Annotated in this window: 18 protein-coding genes; 11 read left to right on the forward strand and 7 right to left on the reverse strand. The window is 74.1% G+C overall.

Annotation, left to right across the window (positions count from 1 at the left end):
• The first annotated feature begins 204 nt into the window (after window positions 1–204).
• The 4 genes from ACWDEN_RS15280 (at window position 205) to ACWDEN_RS15295 (ending at window position 5,489) form a co-directional block, all read left to right on the forward strand.
• Complete coding sequence (locus ACWDEN_RS15280) at window positions 205–2,871, forward strand: LuxR C-terminal-related transcriptional regulator (RefSeq protein WP_450859307.1); 2,667 nt, start codon at window positions 205–207, stop codon at window positions 2,869–2,871.
• Between the two features lie 145 nt (window positions 2,872–3,016).
• Window positions 3,017–4,645 carry an MFS transporter gene (locus tag ACWDEN_RS15285; RefSeq protein WP_450859309.1) on the forward strand — a complete coding sequence of 543 codons (1,629 nt, stop codon included), beginning with the start codon at window positions 3,017–3,019 and terminating at the stop codon, window positions 4,643–4,645.
• A gap of 17 nt (window positions 4,646–4,662) precedes the next feature.
• Window positions 4,663–5,181, forward strand: a complete 519-nt coding sequence (locus ACWDEN_RS15290) for a hypothetical protein (RefSeq protein WP_351615990.1) — start codon at window positions 4,663–4,665, stop codon at window positions 5,179–5,181.
• A 110-nt stretch (window positions 5,182–5,291) separates the two neighbouring features.
• Window positions 5,292–5,489, forward strand: a complete 198-nt coding sequence (locus ACWDEN_RS15295; protein ID WP_351615993.1) for a hypothetical protein — start codon at window positions 5,292–5,294, stop codon at window positions 5,487–5,489.
• A gap of 22 nt (window positions 5,490–5,511) precedes the next feature.
• Here the strand turns inward: ACWDEN_RS15295 and ACWDEN_RS15300 are convergent, their stop codons facing one another.
• The gene (locus ACWDEN_RS15300) at window positions 5,512–6,921 is read right to left on the reverse strand and encodes a DUF2252 domain-containing protein (protein WP_450859312.1); all 1,410 of its coding nucleotides are present in this window, start codon (window positions 6,919–6,921) and stop codon (window positions 5,512–5,514) included.
• A 239-nt stretch (window positions 6,922–7,160) separates the two neighbouring features.
• Between ACWDEN_RS15300 and ACWDEN_RS15305 the strand changes: the two genes are divergently transcribed.
• The 3 genes from ACWDEN_RS15305 to ACWDEN_RS15315 all read left to right on the forward strand — a co-directional run bounded on the left by ACWDEN_RS15305 (window position 7,161) and on the right by ACWDEN_RS15315 (window position 8,847).
• Window positions 7,161–7,808: an HdeD family acid-resistance protein gene (locus ACWDEN_RS15305; RefSeq protein WP_450859314.1), complete on the forward strand. Its 648-nt coding sequence runs from the start codon at window positions 7,161–7,163 to the stop codon at window positions 7,806–7,808.
• A gap of 110 nt (window positions 7,809–7,918) precedes the next feature.
• Window positions 7,919–8,386: an SHOCT domain-containing protein gene (locus ACWDEN_RS15310; protein WP_450859315.1), complete on the forward strand. Its 468-nt coding sequence runs from the start codon at window positions 7,919–7,921 to the stop codon at window positions 8,384–8,386.
• A gap of 32 nt (window positions 8,387–8,418) precedes the next feature.
• Window positions 8,419–8,847 (forward strand): DUF7144 family membrane protein, encoded by a 429-nt coding sequence (locus ACWDEN_RS15315; RefSeq protein ID WP_351616002.1) that lies wholly within the window; start codon window positions 8,419–8,421, stop codon window positions 8,845–8,847.
• A 638-nt stretch (window positions 8,848–9,485) separates the two neighbouring features.
• Here the strand turns inward: ACWDEN_RS15315 and ACWDEN_RS15320 are convergent.
• The 3 genes from ACWDEN_RS15320 to ACWDEN_RS15330 all read right to left on the reverse strand — a co-directional run bounded on the left by ACWDEN_RS15320 (window position 9,486) and on the right by ACWDEN_RS15330 (window position 13,334).
• A complete protein-coding gene (locus tag ACWDEN_RS15320; protein ID WP_351616005.1) occupies window positions 9,486–10,589 on the reverse strand; it encodes a mechanosensitive ion channel family protein in 1,104 nt (367 codons plus the stop codon).
• A gap of 183 nt (window positions 10,590–10,772) precedes the next feature.
• On the reverse strand, window positions 10,773–12,305 hold the full coding sequence (locus ACWDEN_RS15325) for an amino acid permease (protein ID WP_351616008.1): 1,533 nt from the start codon (window positions 12,303–12,305) through the stop codon (window positions 10,773–10,775).
• A 42-nt stretch (window positions 12,306–12,347) separates the two neighbouring features.
• Window positions 12,348–13,334: a hypothetical protein gene (locus ACWDEN_RS15330; RefSeq protein WP_351616010.1), complete on the reverse strand. Its 987-nt coding sequence runs from the start codon at window positions 13,332–13,334 to the stop codon at window positions 12,348–12,350.
• 248 nt (window positions 13,335–13,582) lie between these two features.
• Between ACWDEN_RS15330 and ACWDEN_RS15335 the strand changes: the two genes are divergently transcribed.
• Genes ACWDEN_RS15335 through ACWDEN_RS15345 form a run of 3 tightly spaced genes read left to right on the forward strand, consistent with a single transcriptional unit; the run spans window position 13,583 to window position 17,837 of the window.
• Complete coding sequence (locus ACWDEN_RS15335; protein ID WP_351616012.1) at window positions 13,583–15,013, forward strand: FGGY family carbohydrate kinase; 1,431 nt, start codon at window positions 13,583–13,585, stop codon at window positions 15,011–15,013.
• Complete coding sequence (locus tag ACWDEN_RS15340; RefSeq protein ID WP_351616015.1) at window positions 15,010–16,416, forward strand: FAD-dependent oxidoreductase; 1,407 nt, start codon at window positions 15,010–15,012, stop codon at window positions 16,414–16,416. The genes ACWDEN_RS15335 and ACWDEN_RS15340 overlap by 4 nt, the downstream gene beginning before the upstream one ends.
• On the forward strand, window positions 16,413–17,837 hold the full coding sequence (locus ACWDEN_RS15345) for an NAD(P)/FAD-dependent oxidoreductase (protein WP_351616017.1): 1,425 nt from the start codon (window positions 16,413–16,415) through the stop codon (window positions 17,835–17,837). The genes ACWDEN_RS15340 and ACWDEN_RS15345 overlap by 4 nt, the downstream gene beginning before the upstream one ends.
• Before the next feature lie 36 nt (window positions 17,838–17,873).
• On the opposite strand, the gene ACWDEN_RS15350 is transcribed toward ACWDEN_RS15345, so the two are convergent.
• Complete coding sequence (locus tag ACWDEN_RS15350) at window positions 17,874–18,638, reverse strand: crotonase/enoyl-CoA hydratase family protein (protein WP_351616020.1); 765 nt, start codon at window positions 18,636–18,638, stop codon at window positions 17,874–17,876.
• 40 nt (window positions 18,639–18,678) lie between these two features.
• On the reverse strand, window positions 18,679–19,653 hold the full coding sequence (locus ACWDEN_RS15355) for a lysylphosphatidylglycerol synthase transmembrane domain-containing protein (protein ID WP_351616023.1): 975 nt from the start codon (window positions 19,651–19,653) through the stop codon (window positions 18,679–18,681).
• A 96-nt stretch (window positions 19,654–19,749) separates the two neighbouring features.
• On the opposite strand from ACWDEN_RS15355, the gene ACWDEN_RS15360 reads away from it, so the two are divergent.
• Window positions 19,750–21,675 carry an ABC transporter ATP-binding protein gene (locus tag ACWDEN_RS15360; protein WP_450859375.1) on the forward strand — a complete coding sequence of 642 codons (1,926 nt, stop codon included), beginning with the start codon at window positions 19,750–19,752 and terminating at the stop codon, window positions 21,673–21,675.
• A gap of 4 nt (window positions 21,676–21,679) precedes the next feature.
• Here the strand turns inward: ACWDEN_RS15360 and ACWDEN_RS15365 are convergent, their stop codons facing one another.
• Window positions 21,680–22,423: a class I SAM-dependent methyltransferase gene (locus ACWDEN_RS15365; RefSeq protein ID WP_450859320.1), complete on the reverse strand. Its 744-nt coding sequence runs from the start codon at window positions 22,421–22,423 to the stop codon at window positions 21,680–21,682.
• Between the last annotated feature and the right edge of the window lie 26 nt (window positions 22,424–22,449).

The following is a 22,449-nucleotide window of genomic DNA, read 5'->3' on the forward strand; positions in this document are numbered from 1 at the left end:
GCATTTCACGGAGCCGGGCCGCGCGCGCCTCCCGTGGGAGGAACCTGACCCGCACTGCGGGGACGTGTGGGGCGTGGGGGCGTGGGGGCGGGGAGGTGTGGGGGTGGGCCGAGCGGCCCGGTCCGACCTGCGCCGGGGCCGGAAAACTGGGATCCTGATCGAGTGGAGCTCGCTCCGCAGGCCCGACGACAGGGCGGTGACCCTGTGACCACGCGGCAGAAGAACTCGAGGCGATCGGCCGTCACACACGTCGATCCGCTGGGCGAACCCTTTCTCCGGACCCGGTTCGCCCTGCCGGCCACGCCGGCCGTGTTCGTGCGCCGTCCGCGGCTCGCCGAACACCTCGACCAGGCCTTCGGAACACCGCTGACGATGGTCAACGGCTCGGCCGGCGCGGGCAAGACCCTGCTGGTCGCGGACTGGGCCGCCCGGCTCCGGCAACCAGTGGCCTGGTTCACCACCGAGGCGGAGGACCAGGGCTGCGGAGTGTTCTGGGCGTATGTGCTCGAGGCCCTGCGTGCCGCCGGAGTACCGCTGCCGTCCGACATCGGCTGCCCCGGCGACGCGAGCCGCGTGGACCACGGGCTGCTGTCCCGTCTCGCGCACGAACTGAGCGGGCTGGAGCGGCCCGTCCTCCTCGTGCTGGACGAGTTCGACCGGGTGACCTCCGCACGGATCGCGGAACAGCTGGAGTTCGTCCTGCACCACGCCGGGCGGGGGCTGCGCCTGGTTGTCGTCACCCGCACCGAGCCGCTGCTGCCGCTGCACCGCTACCGGGCTGCCGGGGCCATGACCGAGATCCGGGGCGCCGAGCTGGCCTTCACCGTCGAGGAGGCCGCCGCGCTCCTGGAGCTGCACGGACTGCGCCTGCCCACGGCGGCCGTTCGCGCGCTGGTGGAACGCACCGGGGGCTGGGCCGCCGGGCTGCGCCTGTGCGCCCTGGCCGCCCGGCAGAGCCCGGACCCGGCGGCGTATCTGCGGGACTTCGAGGCGGGCCGGAGCACGATCGCCGACTTCCTGCTCACCGAGGTGCTGAAGCGGCAGCCGGCCCGGGTGCAGGACCTCCTGCTGAGAGTCAGTGTCGTGGAGCGCTTCTCCCCCGAGCTGGTCGCGGAGCTGACCGGCCGCGGCGGTGCCGAGCCGATCCTCGCCGCACTGCACAGCCAGAACGCGTTCGTGGAGGACCTCGGGCACTCGTGGTACCGCCTGCACCCCCTCTTCGGTGAAATACTCCGGGCCCACCTGCGGTTCCGTTCGCCCGGGCTCGAGACCGAACTGCACCGTCGTGCCGCGCAGTGGCTGCACGCCTCCGGAGCCCTGCCCGAGGCGCTGGCGCACGGCGCGGCCGCCGGCGACTGGAACTTCACCACCCGGACCCTCGTCGACGACCTGGCCATCGGCCGGCTCTTCACCGGCCTGCGCGCGAACGACCTCGTCGAGCTGTTCTCCCGGATGGGCCCCGAGGCCACGAGCGCGGCGGCGGACCTGGTGCGCGCCGCGCGCGAGCTGTCCCGGGGCGATGTGGAACGCGGCCTGGTCCAGCTGCGCCGGGCCGAGGAGCGCCTGGCCGCGCAGCCGGACGCCGCGGCCCGGCTGAGCCTGGTGCTGCTGCAGTCCCTGGCGGCCCGGCTGACCGGCTCGCCCGGCATGGCCGAGCAGGCCGCGACGACGGCGGAGCGGCTGTGGGGCGAGGTCTCCGCCGAGTTGCTGGACACACACCCCGAGTTCAGCGCCCTGCTGCTGACCCATGTGGGCGCGGCCCGGCTGTGGGCCGGGCGTTTCGACGACGCCCGCGCCGCCCTGTCCGCCGTGGCCGGATGCCCCGGCGGCGTCGCGACGACGCTGCCGCGCGAGGACTCCCTCGGCCAGCTCGCGCTGATCGACTACCTGAACGGCTGGCTCTGCCGGGCGGAGCGCAAGGCCCGGGCGGCCCTGAGGGAGACGGAGCGGTTCGGCCTGCGCGACCCCGGCTTCCCCGGCGCGGGCCTCGGGCAGCTGGTGCTGGCGGCCGTGGCCGTCGACCGCGACGAACTGCCCGAGGCACAGGCCCTGCTGGACGAGGCGGCGGCCTCGGGCGCCCCGCGCGATCCGGTGACGGCCGCCGGCCGGGCCCTCGCGACCTCCCGGCTGCTGCTGTCGCGGGGGGAGCCACGGGCCGCCGCGGCGGCGGCCGACCTCGATGTGCCGGCCCTGGTGAACTCGCCCTGGGCGGAGGCCCAGAGGGCGCTGGTCGCCTCCGCCGCCCATCTGGCCGAGGGCCGCACGGAAAGCGCCCTGAAGGTGCTCGACGACGTCTCCTGCGACGGTGAGCCCCCGTGGGCGGCGGAGCTGGCCTGGGCGAGGTTCGCCGCGGGGGACCAGGAAGCCGCGCTCGGCCTGCTCGACCACATGCGGACGCAACGGTGCACCGGCCCGAGGGCGGCCGTGCGGTGCGCGCTGGTGCGTGCCGGGGCCGCCCAGGAGACGGACGTCGCCGCCGCTCGCAAACTGCTCGCCGGTGCCCTGCTGCAGGCCCGGCGGGAGCGGCTGCGGCGCCCCTTCCTCGAAGCCGGACCGCGCATCCGGCATCTGCTGGACTCACCGCCTCTGCAGGATCTGGCCGCGGGCTGGCTCACCTTGGGCCACCCCGCCCCGCCCGGCGGCCCGGGAGCGGCCGCGGACGGCTCGTCCCTGGTCGTCGAGGAGCTGAGCGGACGCGAGCGCGAGGTCGTGGGCAGGCTGGCCGACCTGATGTCCACGGAGGAGATCGCCGCCGACCTGTACGTCTCGGTCAACACGGTGAAGACCCACCTCAAGAGCGCCTACCGGAAACTCGGGGTGAACGGGCGCGCCGAGGCGGTGCGCCGCGCCCGCGACCACGGGCTGATCTGACCTCCGGCCGGGTGGTTCGCCCGTGACGGGTGAGGCGCCGAGGCGGCGGTCCCCGCTGCGATGAAGACGGCGGCCGGGCAGGCCGGGGCGGTCGTCACGGGACCGCGCGAGCGGCCGGGAGCACCCGGGCGAGGTGGTGGACACCGTGGGACATTGGCGCGCTCTGATGGTGCTCGGGACAGCCCAGTTCCTGATGGTCCTGGACACGTCCGTCATGAACGTCTCCATCAGCCGGCTGGTCGAGGACTTCCACACCGAGGTCACCGCCATCCAGGCCGTCATCACGCTGTACGCGCTGGTCATGGCCGCGTTCATGATCATCGGCGGCAGGCTCGGCGACATCCACGGCCGCCGTCGGCTGTTCCTGCTCGGCCTGGTCGTCTACGGCACCGGTTCGGCCCTCACCGCCCTGGCGCCCACCCTGTGGGTGCTCACCCTGGGCTGGTCGGTGATCGAGGGGCTCGGCGCCGCGATGGTGCTGCCCGCCATGGCGGCCCTGGTCGCCGAGTCCTACCGGGGCAGGGACCGGGCCGTCGCCTACGGTGTGATCGGCGGACTGGCGGGCGCCGGTATCGCCGTGGGCCCGCTGCTGGGCGGCTGGGTGACGACGTACCTGACCTGGCGGCTGGTCTTCGCGGGCGAGGTCGTCGTCGTCCTCGTCATCCTGCTGTGCCATCGGGTCATCAAGGAGGCCGCGCGGACCGGACCGCCGCCCCGGCTGGACGTGGTCGGCGCGGTCCTCTCGGCGGGCGGACTCGGGCTCGGCGTGCTCGGCGTGCTGCAGAGCAGCACCTGGGGCTGGGTCAAGCCGCGCAACCCGCCCTTCACCGTCCTCGGCTTCGCGCCCACCCTCTTCGTCGTCGCCGCCGGGGTGGCCGTACTGGCCCTGTTCGCGCACTGGGACCGCGGGCGGGAGGCCGCGGGCGCCGACCCCCTGGTGCACCTGTCGCTGTTCGGCGTGCCGCCCCTGCGCTCCGGCCTGCTCACCCTGCTGAGCCAGAACCTGATCCTGCTGGGACTGTTCTTCACCATTCCGCTGTACCTGCAGGTGGTGCAGGGCTTCGACGCCTTCCAGACCGGGCTCAGGCTGCTTCCGGTGTCCGTCACCATGCTCGTCACCTCCCTCGGCGCCGCGCGGGCCGGCCGCGCCATGGGGCCGCGCCGGGTCGTCCGGATCGGCCTGCTCACGCTGGCGGCGGCCATCGTCTGGCTGCTCGCCACCATCGAAACGAAGATCGACAACGCTCAGTTCGCCGGCGCCATGGCGGTGCTCGGCATCGGCATGGGGCTGCTCGCCTCCCAGCTGGGCAACGTCGTCCAGTCCAGCGTCGGCGAGGCGGAACGCAGCGAGGTCGGCGGCCTGCAGTTCACGGCGCAGAACCTGGGCTCGGCGCTGGGTACCGCGCTCATCGGTTCGGTCCTCATCGGCGCGCTGGTGCACGCGTTCACCACGGAGGTGGAGAGCAACCCCCGGCTGTCGGCCCAGACCCGGCAGCAGACCGGCGTCCACCTGGAGGCCGGGGTCAGCTTCGTGCCCACCGACCAGGTGCGCTCGGCCGCCCAGCACGCCGGACTGCCGCCGTCCGAGGTCGACGCCCTCACCGGCTCGTACGCCTCGGCACAGCTCTACGGCCTGAAGTCGGCGATCCTCGCCACCGGCGGCATCACCCTGGCGAGCTTCCTCGTCACCCGGCACCTGCCGACCGCGCCGTCCCGCCGTCCACAGCCGTCGCAGGGCGGCGCACCGGCCGGCGCCACCGGCGCCACGGAGTGAGCGGGAAGGCCACGGCGATGTCCTCGACCGGCCGCACCACGGCCCGGGAACGCCGCACCGAGCGCCGCGCCCACGCCGACTACACGGGTGCGGTGTACGGATCGATGCTGGCGGCGTCGGTGGTGATCGGCGCCGGTGGCCTGGGACAGTTCCCCCGTCTGCAACTGGTGATGCTGCTGTTGCTCACCGGCCTCGTCTTCTGGGTCGGCCACGTCCATGCCCAGCTGTTCGGGGCCCGTCTCGCGCAACGGGCACTGGACCGGCCGACGGTCCTGCGGGTGTGCCGAGAGGAGTGGCCGATCGTCGAGGCGGCCGTCCCGCCCGCCCTCGCCATCGCCGTCAGCCCGCTGCTCGGCCTGGACGTCGGCGGCGCGGCCTGGCTGGCGGTCGCCGTCGCGGTGGCAGGCCAGGTGGGCTGGTCCGCGGCCGGCGCACGGCAGGCCGGAGCGTCGTGGCGGCTGGTGGCGGGCACCGCCGCGGTCAATCTGCTGCTCGGCCTGGCGATCATCACCTTCAAGATCGCGCTGAGCCACTGAAGCCCGGCCCCCGGTCACCTGCGCCGGGTGAGGCCCGGCGCGGCCGGGCGGAGCAGGATCGCAGCAAGTCCGCAGGCAGACCGCAGCGGCCCGCGGCGGGAGTACGGCCCATGCGCTACGAGATCCGCGTCGATGGACACATGTCGGAGACCCTCACCAAGGCCTTCCCGGAGCTGGATCACGTGAAGATGTCCGGTCAGACGGTGCTGTTCGGTCCCGTCGTCGACGAGGCGCACCTGTACGGGCTGCTGAACCGCTGCCAGTCCCTGGGCCTGCGGGTCGTGGAGATGCGGCAAGTACCGGAGTGACCGCCACCCGGCGTACGGTCACTCACCGATCGGCCGCCACGATCCGCCCCGCGCGCACGGCCTCGCCCAGCGCCTCGAAGTCCCGCTCATTGCGGTCCGCGTAGGCCTGCGCGAACCGGGCCAGCGCACGGTCGAAGCGGTCGGTGCCCCCGAGGTAGGCGGAGATGGCGACGGAATCGCCGGACCGGGCGTGGGCCCGTGCCAGCGACGCCCCGCACACCCGGGCGACCAGCCGCAGCAGAACCGGGTCCCAGGTCTCCGGCCGGAAACTGCCCTTCCAGTCCCACAACTGCCGTACGTAGAAGTCCCGTCCGCGCCCGTCGAGGCCCACGACGTGCGTCCACCCCAGGAAGATGTCACCGGCGGCCTGGAGGAGCCGCTGGCCGGTCACCACCCTGCGGCCCTGGTTGTCGTACCGTTCGCCGCCGGTGTGTGCCGCCAGCACCGACTCCTGTGCCTCCTTGGCCTGCAGCAGCAGCGGATCGTCGTCGTCGCGGCCGAGCAGCAGCAGGATCCAGCACCGGGTGCCGACGCTGCCGACCCCGACCACCTTCCGGGCCATGTCCACCAGCCGGAAGCGGCTCAGCAGGTGCCGCCGGTCCGCGGGCAGGGTCCGCGCGTACGACTCCAGCAGCGTCTGGAGCTCCTTGTCCTCCTCCTCGCCCGAGGACTGGCCGCGCAGTTCCCGCAGCGGGGTGACCAGCGGCGGGTCCGCCGCGATCCGCCGGCCCTCCGGCGTGAGCCGGGTGAGCTTGGCGTACGCCCGCAGGTGCGTCCGGGTACGGGCGCGCGAGGCCGCCTCGGCCGTACGGCGCCTGGTCTCCCCGCTCATCGAGGTGGCCAGCAACTCGCGCATCACGTCGGCGTCGTCCTGGGCGTACCAGATGTCCAGCGTGCGCATGCCGGCGAACTCCCGCATCCGCTCCCGGTACGCCCGCACGCAGGCGCCCGCCGCGTCGTCCTGCTCCCGCTCCGTGAAACCGTTGGCCCGCGCCGCGATGACGAAACTGGCCGCCAGCCGTTTGACGTCCCATTCGAACGGGCCCGGGAACGTCTCGTCGAAGTCGTTGATGTCGAAGACCAGATGCCGTTCGGGCGACGCCAGCAGCCCGAAGTTCAGCAGCTGCGCGTCCCCGCACAACTGGACCTGGAGCCCGGTGTCCGGCAGCGTGCCCAGGTCCGTCGCCATGACCGCCGCCGCACCACGGTAGAAGCGGAACGGGGACGCGAGCATGCGGCCGTAGCGGATGGGCACCAACTCCGGTACCCGGCCGGTCGATTGGTGCTCCAGTACGTCGATGACGTCCGGCCGGTGCGGCGCGGGCTCGAACTCGCCGTGGCCCGAGCGCGGGGCGCGCCTGCGCGCCTGCCTGCCGTGGGCCGCCCGGTCGGCCGGTGACGACGAGACGGTGACGGCACTCGGTGCGGTCATGATCCACTCTCCTGGTCCTGCGGCCCGTGCTCCGCCGCCGGGACCGGGCTCGCGCGGGGCGCCGGAACAAGGGCCGTGCGCCCGTCGGGTCCACCCCAGCGCCCGGACCGGGAGGAGGGATCACCCGCGGCGGGTGATCCGGAGCGGCGGCCGCCCCGGCAGGCTGTGCCCTCGAGGGGCCGTGGGCCGCCCCGCCGAGAGTCCGTGAGCGGCCTGATCCCATCGCGCGAGGAGGAGCCATGACCGAACCGCGTGGAGAGGCGCAGCGGGCCGGCCTGTCGCATCTGCCCGGCGAGGCGGCCACCGGCCCCGCACAGGCCATGACGGCGATCGCCCGCTCCTGGACCTGGATCCTCGGGGCGGCGATCGTGACGCTCGTACCAGGGGCGCTGATTCTCGTCTGGCCGGACGAGACACTGCACGTCCTCGCGGTGCTCATCGGCCTCTACCTGCTGCTCACCGGCGCGATCCGGTGCGTGACGGCGTTCGCGCGGGAGGACCACGGGGACCGGCTCGCCGGTCTGCTGGTCGCGGTGCTGTACGTCCTGGCGGGCGTGCTCTGCCTGCGCAATCCGCTGCAGACCATCACCGCGCTGTCGCTGATCGTCGGGCTTCTGTGGCTGGCGTCCGGCCTCCTCACCCTCTACCCGGCGATCGCCGCCAAGGACCTTCCGCACCGCTGGGTCGTCCTGGGCGCCGCGCTGCTCGGCATCGTCGCCGGGATCGTGGTGCTGGCGCTGCCCGCGGAGTCGGCACGGGCGCTGACCCGGCTGCTCGGCCTGTGGCTCGTGCTGCTGGGCCTGGCCGAGCTGGTGACCGCCTTCGCGTGGCGGGCCGCACTGCGCCGGAGCGGCATGCCGCCGGACGTACCCGGCTCCGCTGACTGATCCCCGGCACGATCACCCGCATCGGGTGAGGACGCCCCTCCCTCGTGGGGTGCACGGTGAGAACGGCAGAAACCGGCTCGGCGAGCCGGTGCCCCGGACGGAGGAATGACATGACCGCGCAGACCTACCTCGCGTACGACTACCCGGTGCTGGGTGCCTTCATGACCATGCTGGTGTTCTTCCTGTGGATCATGTGGTTCGTCCTGCTGTTCCGGGTCATCGTCGACATCTTCCGCGACGACGACATGGGCGGCTGGGGCAAGGCCGGCTGGACGTTGTTCGTGATCGCGCTGCCCTTCCTGGGCGTCTTCGTCTACCTGATCGCCCGCGGCAAGGGCATGGGGCGGCGGGAAGTTGCGCAGGCGCGCGCCCAGCAGGAGGCCTTCGACTCCTATGTGCGGCAGACCGCGCAGGGCGCGACCGGCACCAGCAGCGCCGACGAGCTCACCAAGCTCTCCGCCATGCGCTCCCGGGGTGAGATCACCGACGACGAGTTCCGCAGGGCGAAGGAGCTGGTCCTCAGCGGTGCCGGCCCGGCCCGGCCCGGCGACAGCGTACACACCTCCACCGGGCGCTGAGACGCGTCCACGAGAACGAATCGAGGCCACCCATGACCACGACCCCCTCCCGCGCCCACACCCGCAGCACCAAGCAGGCATGGGCGGGCGGCCTGACCTCCTTCGCGGGCGTCATGCTGATGATCGCCGGGCTGCTCGGCGTGTTCCGGGGCATCATGGCGATCGCTCAGGACAACGTCTTCGTCACGACGCCCAACTACGTCTTCAAGTTCGATCTGACGAGCTGGGGATGGATCCATCTGGTCCTGGGCGCGATCGCCGTGATCGTCAGCTTCGGTCTGTTCGGACCGTCGATGTGGGCACGTGTCGCCGGCGTGGCCATCGCCGGCCTGGTGATCATCGCCAACTTCCTGTCCCTGCCGTACTACCCGGTGTGGTCCGTCGTGATGATCGCCGTCTCCGGCTTCGTCATCTGGGCCCTGTGCGTGGTCCAGGGGCAGGAATCCGCCAAGAGCCCGTAGCCGGACCGCGGCCCCGGTGCCGCCCGGCACGACCGCCGACCGGCGGTGCGCCCCGCGCTTCGGCCCCGCCCAGCGTCTACGCCTCGCTGCTGGACGGCGAACGCGGGGTGACGGCCGGCCGGCGGTGCCGGCGAGGTCGCCGACTTCATCACGACGGTGGACTCCCTCCAGCCCACGGCGCTGCCGAGGAGGCGGAGAGTGCCGACGTTTCCGGCCGTCCGTCCTGGCTGCGTTCGCCCACGGCATCGCACGTCTTGCGACCGCCCGGGCGGCCTGCCGACACCGGTCCCGCGGCGCCCCCCGGTCGGCCTCAGTTGTTCAGTAGAGGTGTTGCTCGTGGTTGTGCCGCCGTGGCCGGCTTGGGCGTGTGGGTGCCGGGGCGGTGGTTGTCCCTGCGGGGCGCCGGCGGTCGGGCTGCCGCCCGGTGGTCGCCGCGGCAGCCCCGGTTGTTTCAGTAGAGGTGTTGCTCGTCCCGGGCGGAGCCCGTTGCGTGCCTGTGCATGTCGGGTGCCGCCGGCCGGGGCGTGGTTGTGCCGCCGTGGCCGGCTTCGGGTGTGGGTGCCGGGGCGGTGGTTGTCCCTGCGGGGCGCCGGCGGCCGGGCTGCCGCCGGTGGTCGCCCCGGTAGCCCCCGGTTGTTTCAGTAGAGGTGTTGCTCGTCCCGGGCGGAGCCCGGTGTGGCGTTCTCTCCGCTGCGCTGTAGTGGAATCGCCACCGCGCCCTGCTGGAGAGTCACCGTGCGGGCGGGGGCGGGGATGGTGATGCCCTCCGTGCGGTAGCGGCGGTGGAGGCGCTTGATGAACTCGTGCTTGATGCGGTACTGGTCGCTGAACTCGCCGACGCCGAGGATCACCGTGAAGCCGATGCGGGAGTCGCCGAAGGTGTGGAAGCGGATGGCGGGCTCGTGGTCCGGTACGGCGCCCTCCACCTCGCGCATGGTCTCCGCGACGACCTCCGCCGTCACGCGCTCCACGTGCTCCAGGTCGGCGTCGTAGCCCACCCCGACCTGCACCAGCACCGTCAACCGCTGCTCGGGATGCGTGTAGTTGGTCATGTTGGCCTTGGCGAGCTGGCCGTTGGGGATGACCACCAGGTTGTTGGACAGCTGACGGACCGTCGTCTGGCGCCAGTTGATGTCGACGACGTACCCCTCCTCGCCGCTGCCGAGGCGGATGTAGTCGCCCGGCTGGACCGTCTTGGAGGCCAGGATGTGGATGCCCGCGAAGAGGTTGGCGAGGGTGTCCTGCAGGGCGAGGGCGACCGCCAGACCGCCGACGCCCAGGGCGGTCAGCAGGGGCGCGATGGAGATGCCGAGGGTCTGCAGGACCACCAGGAAGCCGATGGCGAGGACCAGGATCCGGGTGATGTTGACGAAGATGGTCGCCGAGCCCGCCACGCCCGAGCGGGACTGGGTGACCGTACGGACGAGTCCGGCGATCACCCGGGCCGCGGACAGGGTCACCACGAAGATCAGCCACACCTCGAGGAACTGGTCGGTGTGGTGCTGCACGGTCCGCGTCAGCGGCAGCACGGCCGCGGCCGCCGCCGCACCGCCCGCGATCGCCGCCCACGGCACGACCGAGCGCAGCGCGTCCACGATGACGTCGTCGCCGCTCCAGCGGGTCCGTTTGGCGTGCTTGGCCAGCCAGCGCAGCAGGGCGCGGGACAGGAAGGCCAGCAACAGGCCCGCCGCCACCGCGATGCCGGCGAGGACGAGGTCGTCCAGGGTCAGCGCGCGGTTCACCGGTCACCTCCGGGGCGCGCGCCTGCTGCGGAGTTGTGAGGTCTCGTCACGTTGTCACCTGCTCGATGTGCGGGATGTGCGATCGCGCCGGCCGGACAAACCCCGGTGACCGGCGCGATCGCTCATCCTGCCGCATCCGGAACGCCAGTTCGCACCCGGACCGGCGCTCTTCGGGCAGGTGGCTCAGACGATGCCCTCCGCGAGTTCGGCCTGGTCGCGGTCGCTGCCGTACGCGGCCGCGGTGGGCGTGCCGTACGAGCGGCGGGCGATGTACCACCAGAGGGTCGCGAGGACCAGGACGACGGCGAGCGCCACCGACGCGTAGTTCATCGTGTCGACCGTGACCGGCGAGGCCTGCGGCAGGCAGAACAGCACGGTCACACAGGCCACCCAGACCACCGCGATCCAGCCGATCGGCTTGCTCCAGCGGCCCAGTTGCCACGGCCCCGGCCGGAAACGGTCGCCCGCGCGCAGCCGCAGCAGCACCGGGATGGCGTAGGCGGGGGTGATGCCGATGACGTTGATGGCGGTCACCGCGTTGTACGCCGTCGCCGAGTACAGCGACGGCAGGGCGAGGACACCCGCCACGACGACGGACAGCCACACGGCGGCCACCGGTGTCTGGGTGCGGCCGCTCACCGTGCGCCACAGCTGCGAGCCGGGCAGCGCGCCGTCGCGGCTGAACGCGAACACCATCCGGCTGGCCGCGGCGACCTCGGCGTTTCCGCAGAACAGCTGGGCGACGATCACCACCAGGAGCAGCGCGCTCGCGCCGCCGGTGCCCAGGCCGTCGAGCAGGATCTGCGCGGGCGGCACCCCCGTGGCGGTGTTGCGCGTGGCGTCGTAGTTCTGGATGGCGAAGGTCAGACCGGCGAGCAGCACGAAACCCGCGATCCAGGACGCCCAGATGGACCGCACGATGCCGCGCGCCGCGGACACCGAGGCCTGCGAGGTCTCCTCGGACAGGTGCGCGGAGGCGTCGTAGCCGGAGAAGGTGTACTGGGCGAGCAGCAGGCCGATCGCCGCGACGTAGAGCGGGTTGTGCCAGCCGGTCTCGTTGACGAACTTCGTGAACACGAAGGACGCCGACCGGTGGTGGTCGGGGACGATCGCGAGCGCGCCGACGATCAGCGCGACACCCGCCAGATGCCACCACACGCTCACCGAGTTCAGCAGGCTGACCAGGCGGACGCCGAACAGGTTCAGCACCGCGTGCAGCAGCAGGATGGCGCAGAAGATGAGCATCGTCCTGCCGGGCGTCGGCGTGAAGCCCCACTGCAGGTTCGCGAACGCGCCGGTGAACAGGGCGGCGCCGTAGTCGATACCGGCGATCGCGCCGAGCAGACCGAGCAGGTTCAGCCAGCCCGTGTACCAGCCCCAGCGCCGGCCGCCGAGCCGGTCCGCCATGTAGTACAGCGCGCCGGAGGTCGGGTAGGCGCTGGTGACCTCGGCGAGCGCGAGGCCCACGCACAGCACGAACAGGCCGACGCCCGCCCAGCCCCACAGCATCACGGCCGGGCCGCCGGTGTTCAGGCCGAAGCCGTACAGGGTCATGCAGCCGGACAGGACCGAGATCACCGAGAAGCTGATCGCGAAGTTGCCGAAGCCGCCCATGCGGCGGGCCAGCACCGGCCGGTAGCCGAGTTCGCGCAGCCGCTGCTCCTCGTCCTGCTGGGGCAGGCCGGCCGAGGGCACGGGATCGGGGGTGGGGGACATGCGGGGGACCTCCGGGTCAAGAGGGGCGAGGACAGGGGCGGTTCACGAGCGGGAGCCGTCCGCGGCGGCCCGGCAGCGGTCCCGGGCCTGGATGAAGACCTCCACGGCACGGTCGCGGTCGGGCGTGCGGTACATCCAGGGCGGCGGAGTGAAGTACGGGCCGATGGCGTCGAACACCCTTGCCGCGTCGGGGAACCGGAGCGACCCCCACAGGGCGTGGGCCAGGTGGTTGAGGTCCGGCAGCGAGCGCTCGGCGCGGTGGGTGTGCTCGAACCAGGAGTGCAGGGCGTGCCGCGCCTCGCGGGCCGCGTCCTCCGCCACCCAGTGCAGGTCGAGTGCCGCGTCGTGCCCGCTGTCGCGCCGGTAGCGCTCGACGCGGACGTACAGCGGCAGCAGGTGCAGTGCCGAGCCGGGGGGCGCCTGCCCGGCGGCCCACTGGGCGTAGCCCGCGGCCTGCGCGAGCCGGCCCGAGCCGTCGCGCACGTACAGGAACTGGAGCATCCGGTGGTGGGCCTCGCGGTTGTACGGGTCGCGTCCGTGGGCCTCCGCCAGCAGCCCCCAGGGTCCCGGCGGCAGCATCGGTTCGGGCGCGGGCACCCGGTGCTCCTCCCAGCGCTGCTCCGGATCCAGCTGGGCCAGCGCCAGCAGGCACACCCAGGGCACCGGGTCCCGCGGGGCGATCCCGGTGGCGGACTGGGCGGCGTCCCAGGCCTCGATCCACAACTCGTGGGTACGGCGGTGCTTCTCGCGCCGGGCGCGCAGTGCCCGCTCCACCCCGACCCGCGCCCGCATCACCGCGGCGTGCACGCTGTCCGGCTCCTCCGTGAGCCAGGCGCGCACCACGTCGGTGCCGGCGGCGGCCGCCGCGAGGACCTGGGTGCGCTGGGTCCACCGCCCTCCGGGCGGGGTGTCCGCGAGCAGTGTGCGCATGGCCATCCAGCGCCCGGTGCGCAGATCCTGGAGCGCGGCGCGCAGGGCGTGGTCGGGGCCGGCGGGGTCGTAGGAGGGACGGGGTCCTTCTCTGGCCATCAGCCGACTGCCCCGGGCCACTGGGGCGCGGGCGAGCTGGCGGGGTGGCGTGGCAACAGCCCTCCTGTGGGCGGACGGAGGTGTGGGGTGCTGGTCGGCGGTCACTATAGAGGCGTGGGTTCCGCCTTGCCATTGTTACCAACTCAACCGATTGTTCAGCCAGTTGGCCGCCCAAGGGTGCTTGACGCCGTCCCGCCGCGGCGGCAGGCTGGCGCGGTGATCTTCGGTGCGGAGCGGGGTAAGGCGCGATGACGGGTCCGGTGCTCGCCGTCGACCAGGGCACGTCCGGCACCAAGGCCCTCGTGGTCTGCCCGGAACGCGGCGTCCTGGGCTCCGGGTTCGCCGGGGTCCGCCCCCGGTACCTGCCCGGAGGGCTGGTCGAGGCGGACCCGGCCGAGCTGTACGACTCCGTGGTCGACGCCGGCCGGCAGGCGCTCGCCGAGGCCGGCGAGGACGTCGTGGCGCTCGGCCTCGCCAACCAGGGCGAGACCGTCCTCGCCTGGGACCCGGCCGACGGCCGCCCGCTCACCGACGCCCTGGTGTGGCAGGACCGGCGCGCCGAGACCGTGTGCGGCGAACTCGCCGGGCACGCCGAGGAGTTGAGTCAGCTGACGGGGCTGCCCCTGGACCCGTACTTCGCCGCCCCCAAGATGGCCTGGATCCGCCGCCACCTCACCCGCGAGGGCGTCGTCACCACCTCCGACGCCTGGCTGGTCCACCGCCTCACCGGCGCCTTCGCCACCGACGCCGCCACCGCCGGCCGTACCCAGCTCCTCGACCTGGACCGCGCCCAGTGGTCGCCGAGGGCGCTGGAGATGTACGGCCTGTCCGACGAGCGCCTCCCCGAGGTGACCGACGCCGCCGGGCCGGTCGGCACCACCACGGCGTTCGGCCGCGAGATCCCGCTCACCGGACTGATCGTCGACCAGCAGGCCGCCCTGCTCGCCCAGCGCGTCACCGCACCCGGCACCGCCAAGTGCACCTACGGCACCGGCGCGTTCCTGCTGGCCCACACCGGCGACCGGCCCCGGCGCGGCACCTCCGGCCTGGTCAGCTGTGTCGCCTGGCGGCTGGCCGGTGCGACCAGCTACTGCCTCGACGGCCAGGTCTACACCGCGGCCTCCGCCGTCCGCTGGCTCTGCGACCTCGGCATCATCTCCTCCGCCGCCGACCTCGACCCCGTGGGCGGCACCGTCCCGGACAGCGGCGGCGTCACCTTCGTCCCTGCCCTCGCCGGACTCGCCGCCCCCTGGTGGCGCGGCGACCTGCGCGGCTCGCTCACCGGACTCGGCCTCGACACCGGCCCCGGCCATCTGGTGCGCGCCCTGTGCGAGGGCATCGCCGCCCAGGTCGCCGAACTCGCCGACGCGGCCGCCGCCGACCTCGGCGCCCCGCTGGACACGCTCCGCGTCGACGGCGGCCTGACCCGCTCGGCCCTGCTCATGCAGACCCAGGCCGACCTGCTGCAACGCCCCGTCGAGGTGTCCGCGCTGCCCGACGCCACCGCACTCGGCGCGGCCGCCCTCGCCCGCCTGGGCGCGGACCCTACCCTGGGCGTCGCACGGGCCCTGCCCGACTGGAAGCCCGCCGCCGTGTACGAACCCCGCATCGCCGCCGACCGGGCCGCCGAACGCCGGGCCGGTTTCCGGGCCGCCGTCGCGGCCCTGCTCGGCTCATGACCGTCACCGCGGAAGGCCCGCTGCCCACGACGGCGTACGACGTCGCGATCGTCGGCGCCGGGGTCGTCGGCTGCGCCATCGCCCGGGAACTCGCCCGCCACCCGCGCCTGCGCGTCGCCCTGGTCGAGGCCCAGGACGACGTCGGGCAGGGCACCTCCAAGGCCAACACGGCGATCCTGCACACCGGTTTCGACGCGGCCCCCGGCACCCTGGAGGCCCGGCTGGTCCGGGAGGGCCACGACCGGCTCGGTGCCTACGCGGCCGAGTCCGGCATCCCCGTCGAACGGGTCGGCGCCCTCCTGGTCGCCTGGGACGAGGAGCAGCTCGCCACCCTGCCCCGGCTGGCCGGGAAGGCCGAGCGCAACGGCTGCCACGAGACGCGCCTGCTCGGCCCCGACGAGCTGTACGCCCGCGAACCCCACCTCGGCCCCGGCGCGCTCGGCGCCCTGCACGTGCCCGGCGAGAGCATCATCTGCCCCTGGACGACGACCCTGGCCTACGCCACCCAGGCGGTCCGCGCCGGAGTGGACCTGCACCTGAACACCAAGGTGCAGCAGGCGAGTTGGCGAAGCGGCCACCGGCTGTCCACCTCCCGTGGGACCCTGCACGCCCGCCACCTGGTCAACGCGGCCGGACTCCACGCCGACACCGTCGACCGGCTGCTCGGCCACGAGGACTTCACCGTCACCCCGCGCCGCGGCCAGCTCCTGGTGTACGACAAGTTCGCCCGCCCGCTCGTCCGGCACATCCTGCTGCCCGTACCGACCGCGCTCGGCAAGGGCGTCCTGGTCGCACCGACGGTCTACGGCAACGTGCTGCTCGGCCCCACCGCCGAGGACCTGGACGACAAGCGGGCCACCGGCTCCACCGGCGACGGCCTGGCCGGACTGCGGACCAAGGGCCGCCGGATCCTGCCCGCCCTCCTGGACGAGGAGGTCACCGCCGTCTACGCCGGGCTGCGCGCGGCCACCGGGCAGGAGGACTATCGCATCGCCGCCCACCCCGAGCAGGCGTACGTCACCGTCGGCGGCATCCGCTCCACCGGCCTGACCGCGTCCCTGGCCATCGCCGCCCATGTCACCGGCCTGCTGGCCGGCACGGGGCTCGAGCTCGGCCCGGTGCGCGAGCCGGAGCCGGTGACCATGCCCAACCTCGGCGAGGCCTTCCCGCGCCCCTACCAGCGGCCCGAACTCATCGCCGCCGACCCCGAGTACGGCACCCTCGTGTGCCACTGCGAGCGCGTCTCCCGCGGCGAGATCCGGGACGCCCTCGCCGGGACGATCCCGCCCCGCACCCTGGAGGGCCTGCGCCGCCGCACCCGGGCCCGGGCGGGCCGGTGCCAGGGGTTCTCCTGCGGGGCGGCGGTACGGGAGCTGTTCGAACGGGGAAGGGGGCGGTCATGACGAGCCCTCGCCTGATCGACGTCCTCGTCGTCGGTGCCGGCCCCGCCGGACTCGCGGCCGCCGCACGGCTGGCCGCCGCCGGGGCGGGGCGCGTGGAGGTGCTGGAGCGGGAGACCGAGGCGGGCGGAGTCCCGCGGCACTGCGCACACGGCGGCTTCGGCACGTGGACGCACCCGCTGACCGGATCCGCCTACGCCCGTCTGCTCACCGAGGCCGCCGGGCGGGCGGGCGCGGTGATCCGGACCGGGGTGACGGTCCTGGACTGGGCGTGCACGGGGCTGTCGGCGCCCGGGGCGGGACTTCCGGACGGGGGTGCGGCTGGGCGGTCCGGCGCGGGGCCGGGTGGTGGGGGCCCGGTGGTGGCAGGCGTCTCCGGCGTGGGGTCGGGCCTTGCGGACTCCGCGGCCGGGCCCGCGGGAAGCGGCACCGGTGGCGGTCCGGTGTCCGGGGCCGCCGGATCCCGTGCCGGTACGGTGCTCAGCGCCGTCGGTCCCGGCGGGCCGGAGAACATCGAGGCGCGGGCCGTCGTGCTGGCCACCGGTGCCCGTGAACGTCCGCGCACCGCCCGGCTGGTGCCCGGCACCCGCCCCGCCGGGGTCTACACGACCGGAGAACTCCAGCAGGCGGTCCACCTGTACGGGCAGCACATCGGCACCCGCGCGGTCGTCGTCGGTGCCGAGGACGTCTCGTACGCGGCGGCCGCCACCGTGCGCGCGGCCGGCGCCGAGGTCGTCGCCCTGGTCACGGAACACCCGCGGGCCCAGACAGGCCGGGCGCGCGCCGGGTCGGCCCGCCTGCGCGACCGCGTTCCGCTGCTGACGCACACCACGGTCGCCGAACTCCTCGGCCACGGCCGCCTGTCCGGGGTCCGCGTGCGCCGACGCGACGGGCGCACGGCCGTACTGGCCTGCGACACCGTCGTGTTCACGGGTGACTTCGTCCCCGACCACGAACTGGCCCGCCGCGGCGCCCTCACCCTGGATCCCGGCACCCGCGGCCCCGCCGTCGACGGCGGCTTGCACACCTCGCGCCCCGGAGTCTTCGCGGCCGGGAACGTCCTGCACGCCGTCGAGCGGGCCGGCACGGCGGCCGCCGAGGGCGCCCGGGTGGCCGGTGCCGTCCTGGACTTCCTGGCGGGCGCCCCCTGGCCGGACCCGGGAGTCCCGCTCGCCGTCGGGGCCCCGCTGCGCTGGATCGCCCCGAACCGCGTCAACCCCGCCGACCCGCCCGCCCGCTACGTCCTGCGCACCGACGCCCCGCTGACCCGCCCGGTCCTCCAGGTCCATCAGGACGGCCGCCTCCTGCTCCGCGCGCGGCCGGGCCTCGGGACCGCGCTGCCCAACCGCACCCTGACCCTCACGGCCCGCTGGACGGGCCAGGCCGACCCGAAGGGCGGTGAGGTACGGGTGAGCGTGGGCTGAAGCGGGCCCGTTGTCAGTGCCGTGCGTGACGAGCGCTCACAGATCGGTGAACGAACCGTGCCGCCCGGACCCGGACGCGAACCGTGCGGCGCCCTCCGCGCTCTGGGCCAACACCTCCAGGCCGTACCGGAGTTCACCCCGCAGCGCCGCCTCCTCGTCCAGCCCCTCCTGGTCGAGGACCGACGCGCGGTCGCTGCGCAGGCAGGCCTGGGGGAAGCGGGCGATGTCCGCGGCCAGCGCCTCGGCCTCGGCGCGGGCGCGTCCCGTCGGCACCACCCGGTTGGCTAGCCCGATCTCGTAGGCCTCCCGGGCCGGTACGGGGCGGCCGGTGAGGATCATGTCCATGGCCCGGCTGGTGCCGATCAGCCGGGGCAGCCGTACCGTGCCGCCGTCGATCAGCGGCACGCCCCAGCGGCGGCAGAACACCCCGAACACGGCGTCCTCCTCCGCGACCCGCAGATCGCACCAGAGCGCGAGTTCGAGACCGCCCGCGACCGCGTGCCCGGCCACCGCCGCGATCACCGGCTTCGACAGCCGCATCCGGGTCGGCCCCATCGGGCCGTCACCGTCCTCGGCCACACGGTTGCCGCGCTCGGTGCCGATCGCCTTCAGGTCCGCCCCCGCGCAGAACGTGCCGCCCTCGCCCCACAGCACCGCGACGCGGGCCCCGTCGTCCTCCTCGAACTCCCGGAAGGCGTCGGCGAGTTCGGCGGCCGTGGGACCGTCCACCGCGTTGCGGGCCGTAGGCCGGGAGAGGACGACCGTGGTGACGTACTCCGTGCGCTCCACGCGGACCGGCATGGCAGGCCCTCCTCGTTCTGGTTCGGAAGGCCACTGTGCCTCAGATGACCTTGAACCGTACCAGCGCCCCCAGCGTCAGCGCCCCCGGCAGCAGCGGCACCCACACGGTGATGATGCGGTAGGCGAGCACCACCGCCGTGGCCACCGCGGCCGGGCCGCCCACCGCCATCAGGGCCACGATCAGGGCGGCCTCGACCGAGCCGAGCCCGCCCGGTGTCGGCACCAGCGCCACCGCGACGGTCGCCGCGAGGTAGGCGAGCGCCATGTGCGCCACCGGCACCGGCAGCCGCAGCGCCTGGCCGACCGCGGCGAGACCGGCCGCCTGCAGCGCGGGGAAGGCCAGCGAGCCGCCCCACAGCGCCAGGGCACGGGCCGGCCGGGTGTGCACCGACCGCGCCTCGCCGAGGGCATCCCGGACGAAGGCGTGCACGCGGGCGCGCAGCGGTCGTACGAGGGCCACCACGCCCGCCGCCACCACCAGCAGGCCGCCCGCGCCCAGCAGCAGCGGCAGGGCCGAGCCGTCCGGCAGCAGCGGGCCGAGCCGCAGCGCGTCGGGGAAGGCCAGCAGCAGCACGGACAGCAGACCGAGCCGGCCCACGGACTCGGCCAGCAGATACAGGGCGAGCGCGGCCGAGGAGCGGGCGAGCGGCACCCCGCACACGGTCATGAACCGCAGGTTCACCGCGCCCGCGCCCAGCCCCGTGGGCAGCAGGTGGTTCGCCGAGGCCGCCGCGAACTGGGTGGCCAGCAGCCGCCCCTTCGGCAGCGGCTGCACCACCGCGCCCTGGCGGGTGAACGCGGCGGCCACCCAGGTCAGACAGGTGGCGCCGGCCGCCGCGAGCAGCCACGGCCAGGAGGCGGTGCGCAGCTGGCCGAAGCCCTCGGCGAGCAGGGAGCGGTTCCGTACGGCGACCACGGCGACGAGCAAAAGCGGCACCAGGCACAGCACCTGACGGACGGGGACGCGACGGGGGAGTCGTCCCCGGGGAGGTGGGGAGAGCGGGACGGCAGTCACATCCGCAGAGGTTCTCCGGACCGTCCCAACGGCGGGTGAAAAGGCGGGAACATTGACCTCAACGAAGCTTGAGGTTCTACGTTCTCTTCCATGAGCATGGAGACCACCGCATGGATGCAGCTGCATAGTGTCATGAACGCGCAGGACGAGCGCCGGCCTTTCGCCCGAGCCACGCTGCGCCGTATCGCCGCCTTCGCCCGCCCGCACCGCGCGGGCATCGCCCGGTTCGTGGTGCTCGGGGTGGTGACCGCGCTGCTCGCCGTGGCCACCCCAGTGCTCGCCGGCCGCGTCGTCGACGCGATCGTGGCGGGGCACGACTCCGGCACGGTGGTCCGGCTCTCCCTGCTCATCGCGCTCGTCGCCCTCGCGGAGGCGGGGCTCGGCATCCTCGGCCGGCGCCTGTCGGCGACGCTCGGGGAGGGACTCATCCTCGACCTCAGAACGGCTGTGTTCGATCATGTGCAGCGCATGCCCGTCGCGTTCTTCACACGGACTCGTACGGGAGCGCTGGTCAGCCGACTCAACAACGACGTGATCGGCGCCCAGCGGGCGTTCGCCAACACCCTGTCCGGCGTGGTCAGCAACCTGGTCACCCTGCTGCTCACCCTCGCGGTGATGCTCACCCTGTCCTGGCAGATCACCCTGCTCGCGCTGGTGCTGCTGCCGGTGTTCGTGCTGCCGGCCCGCCGCATGGGCACCCGGATGGCCCGCATGCAGCGCGAGGCGGCGGCGCTGAACGCGGCCATGGGCACCCGGATGACCGAGCGCTTCTCCGCGCCCGGCGCCACCCTGGTCAAGCTGTTCGGCCGCCCGGAGGAGGAGTCGGCGGAGTTCGCGGCCCGCGCGGCGAGGGTGCGGGACATCGGTGTGCGCACGGCCACGGCCCAGTCGGTGTTCATCACCTCCCTCACGCTGGTGTCCGCCCTCGCACTGGCCCTCGTCTACGGCCTCGGCGGCTGGTTCGCGCTGCACGGCACCCTGAAGGCGGGCGCGGTCGTCTCCCTCGCCCTGCTGCTGACCCGCCTGTACGCCCCGCTCACCGCGCTGGCCGGTGCCCGGGTCGAGGTGATGAGCGCTCTCGTCAGCTTCGAGCGGGTCTTCGAGGTGCTGGACCTGAAGCCGCTGATCGAGGAGAAGCCGGACGCCCGGGAGGTCCCCGAGGGACCCGTCGCCGTCGAGTTCGACGACGTCCGCTTCTCCTACCCGGCCGCCGACCAGGTCTCCCTCGCCTCCCTGGAGGAGGTCGCCGCCCTCGACACCCGCGGCGGCTCCGAGGTCCTGCACGGTATCTCCTTCCGCGCCGAACCCGGCCGGACCGTCGCCCTCGTCGGCTCCTCCGGCGCCGGCAAGTCCACCATCGCCCAGCTGCTGCCGCGCCTGTACGACGTCGACGCCGGTGCCGTCCGGATCGGCGGGGTGGACGTCCGCGACGTGACCGCCGCCTCCCTGCGCGGCACCCTCGGCATGGTCACCCAGGACGGCCACCTCTTCCACGACACGGTCCGCGCCAACCTCCTCCTCGCCCGCCCCGACGCCACGGACGAGGACCTCTGGGACGCGCTCGGCCGCGCCCGCCTGGCCGAGGTCGTACGGTCCCTGCCGGACGGCCTGGACACGGTGGTCGGCGAGCGCGGCTACCGGCTCTCCGGCGGCGAACGCCAGCGGATGACCATCGCCCGGCTGCTGCTGGCCCGCCAGCGCGTGGTCATCCTGGACGAGGCCACCGCCCACCTGGACAACACCTCGGAGGCGGCCGTCCAGGAGGCGCTCACCGAGGCCCTGGAGGGCCGCACCGCCGTGGTCATCGCCCATCGCCTGTCCACGGTCCGGGCCGCCGACCTGATCCTCGTCGTGGAGTCCGGCCGGATCGTGGAGCGCGGCACGCACGAGGAGCTGCTGGCGGCGCAGGGCCGGTACGCGGAGCTGTACCGGACGCAGTTCGCGGGGCGGGAGGGTGCGGTGCGGGCGCCGGGGGAGGAGACGGCGGCGGAAGCGCTCGTGGCCGAGGTGCCGACGGTCTGAGCGGCTATGCCGTCTTCTTCAGTGCGAGAAGCCGGTACAGCGGATCCGGGCGAGCGCGGTCCTGCTCCGGCAGGGCCGCGAGCCGCCCGCACACCTCGGCCGCCTGCTCCGGCCCGGCCTGCGCGCACCACGGGATCCGGCCCGATTCGATGACCTCCCGCCAGCGGCGCGGACTGCGTCCCTGGCCGGCGCCCGGGAACACGGCCTCGCCGGCCGGCCGCAGCCCATGCGCGGCCGCCCGCTCCCGCACCCGGGCGCGGTCGTCCGGGACCCGGGGGCGATACCGCTCCCGGAGGCCGGCCGTGGCCCGGGCGACGTCGCTGTCCGGCACGAAGTAGGCGCCGTCCTTGTCGACGGTGGTGACGAGGACACCGCCGGGCCTGAGCACCCGGGCCGCCTCGGCGAGTACGGCGGCCGGCTCGGGCAGCAGATGGAGCAGCCAGACGATCACCACCGCGTCCACGCAGCCCGGCCTCAGGGGCAGCCGGGTCGCGTCGGCGCGGATCACACCGCGCGGCACGCGCCGAGAGGCGAGCCCGAGCATCCCTTCCGAGCGGTCCGCACCGAGCACCGTCCGCCCCGGCCGTCGCAGCCTCCTGGTGACGATGCCGGTCCCGCACGCGAGGTCCAGCACCGTCCCGGGGCCCTGGGGCAGCAGCTCCTCCAGAGCCTGCGCAGCCGCCCGGGCGCGCGGTTCCCCACCCCGGGACGCGTCGTACCCCCGGGCCTCCTCGTCGTAGTCGATCACGCGGCCATCATCGCCGAATCTCCGTG

The organism is Streptomyces sp. NPDC001153, from assembly GCF_053598315.1.